This is a genomic window from Aquimarina latercula DSM 2041 (assembly GCF_000430645.1).
GTDB classification, from domain to species: Bacteria; Bacteroidota; Bacteroidia; order Flavobacteriales; family Flavobacteriaceae; genus Aquimarina; species Aquimarina latercula.
In genome coordinates this window covers 1-2,388 of record NZ_AUMK01000029.1, presented here as the reverse complement: position 1 = coordinate 2,388, position 2,388 = coordinate 1, and the positions used below count along the sequence as shown (strand labels likewise).

The following is a 2,388-nucleotide window of genomic DNA, read 5'->3' as shown; positions in this document are numbered from 1 at the left end:
GTAGGATTAGAACCATCGGTAGTATAAAAAATAGATGTAGCCGAACCTGAAGAGGATGTCGCACTCATCGTTACCAATAAAGGTTCAGTATAGAGTCCTGATACAGGGTTTATAGATAATGTAACATTATCAATTTGTATTGTAGAGGCAGGAACTCCAATTAAAACTAAACCAAAGCTAGTACCGAAATTTACATCACCTCCAGAAACCGTTGCTACATTTCCTGAAAAGTAATCCTTTAATTGCGTCCCATCCGGCCACATTCCAAAAACATCTAAGGAGCCATTAAAATCTCCATCATTTCCGGAATATACTAATGTCTTATCTGAACCTTCGGCTCCATTATATTCTCTTTTAAAAGTATATGGACTATCCTGTAATTTACTATGTCGCCCTCCTCCTACAGAAATATGTTCTCTTCTAAATCTTCCTAATTTTTTAAAATGTTCTAGTGTAAGATACGCTTTAGAATTAGTATTAGACAGCTCATTAAAATTCATATTAGAACGCAATGTAGCATCACCAAATGCACCTCCTCCGGGTGTTAACGTTCGTGCAGTCTCATCTCCATAATAAATTTGAGCTGGACCAGGAGTAAGCAGTAATTTTGTACCTGCTTCAAAAGTCCTTGTTCTGTCACGATCAAAAACTTGTTCTGTATCATGATTCGCTAAAAAATTCAAAGCACTTTTTCCACTACCCAACTGGTTAAAAAGCAAATTATCGTATTTACTAAAAATACTTTCTAACCCATCATTTGCATTAAATCGAAACTCGAAATTAATCAAATTGTCAAATCCATTGTCATAATAGTCTATATTAAACCCATCCCCGGTAAATCTTCTTCCCATACTTGGAGCCATATAGTTAAAGATTTCTCCAGTCATCCAGAAATCTCTATCATCAATCTTTTTATTTGGATTATTATTCTTCCATTCTCTTAGTGCAATTCTGCCTTCTTCTTCCAATTCTTTCCAAACAAATTCTTCTACATGTTTTACGGTATCTACTCTAAAACCATCTACTCCAAATTTTCTAACGTAATCAGTCAACCACTTAATTATATACTGTCGTGGAGAACGTGATTTTCCTGTTCTATTGAAAAAATCATTCAACTCTGCTTCTTCTTCTCCTCTTCTACCTTCATTACTCCATTTATCTAGTAACCAACCTGGCAAACCAACATTGTTATTCGATTCTGTAAGTATATCCGGTAAATTATCAACTAACTCGCATGGAATATTACCTCCTGGACCTTGGAAGTTACAAGTCGGATCCCTACGAACCCACTCATTAGGCCATGATTGATCTGCAGAATTATCTGGGCCAACATGATTTAAAACCACATCCATAATGACTCTTATACCATGCTCATGAGAAACATCAACAAATTGTCTAAAAAGATCTTCAGATCCTAAATTTTGATCTATTGTAGTCCAATCTTTTGCCCAGTATCCATGAAAAGCATATCCGGCATCACCGATAGATCCATGAATATTTTCATAAGGTGGTGTAATCCATATTGCACTAACTCCTAAATCATCAAAATATCCTTCATCTAATTTATTAATCAACCCCTGAAGATCTCCTCCTTCAAAGCTTCTTAGTGCAGGTCCGTTTCTTTGTCTTCCATAAGAAAAATCATTAGACGGATCTCCATTTTCAAAACGATCTGTCAAAACAAAATATACATTAGCATTCTCCCAAGCGAAAGGAAGATCTTTATCTGATTGTGCGGTTCCTAATTTGGGGATCAATAGATAGAATAATAGACCCCATAAAATTGTTTGTTTCATAATAAAAAGTGTTTGTGTGTGTGTGTGTTAAAATAATTGAGGGAAAAATCCCTTTTTGTGTAAAATATTCAAACGTTATAGTAAAGATGTTTAAAAAAACTCTTCACCATCACAAACAGGCTATCTTTTTTGTTACGCAAACGTTTGAGTGTTAATATTTATCATGTTTAAATGATAACATCTCATATTTATAGTTAAAAAACCACCAAATACCTAATAAAAGAAAAATACACTCAGCATCTATAACGATTCTTAATTTATTACATTTCTAAAATTTATCAATATTATTTTAAACAGTTTCTATAATCTAAAACCATTCATAACAACACTCTTAATTCAACTCAATTTCTAGGACAATTAAAAGTATTTGTTCCTAGTTTATTTTCTCCACACTATACTCCTTCTTAATTAAAAAAGCTTTTCTCTTTTCAATAAAAAAAACCTGCCAAGGATAATCACTTCCTCAACAGGCTTCTTACTTCAGCAAAATAATCGTTTATTTAACCATTTTCATCACCTTCACATTCTTATTAGAAATTATCTTTAGAAGATAAATACCTTTAGGAAGGTTTGCCGTATCCATGGTTATTGT

Annotated in this window: 2 protein-coding genes; both read right to left on the bottom strand. The window is 33.3% G+C overall.

Annotated features, from left to right (window positions below; genetic code table 11):
• The coding region (locus H526_RS29520; RefSeq protein WP_051336226.1) for an alpha-amylase family glycosyl hydrolase at positions 1-1,796 on the bottom strand (1,796 nt) is incomplete at its 3' end.
• A 496-nt stretch (positions 1,797-2,292) separates the two neighbouring features.
• Positions 2,293-2,379, bottom strand: a complete 87-nt coding sequence (locus tag H526_RS32660; RefSeq protein WP_425387488.1) for a T9SS type A sorting domain-containing protein — start codon at positions 2,377-2,379, stop codon at positions 2,293-2,295.
• Between the last annotated feature and the right edge of the window lie 9 nt (positions 2,380-2,388).

What these genes read in the sequence shown, in the direction of transcription:
- H526_RS32660 (WP_425387488.1), bottom strand. Translation starts at nt 2,379, where the DNA reads ATGGATACGGCAAACCTTCCTAAAGGTATTTATCTTCTAAAGATAATT.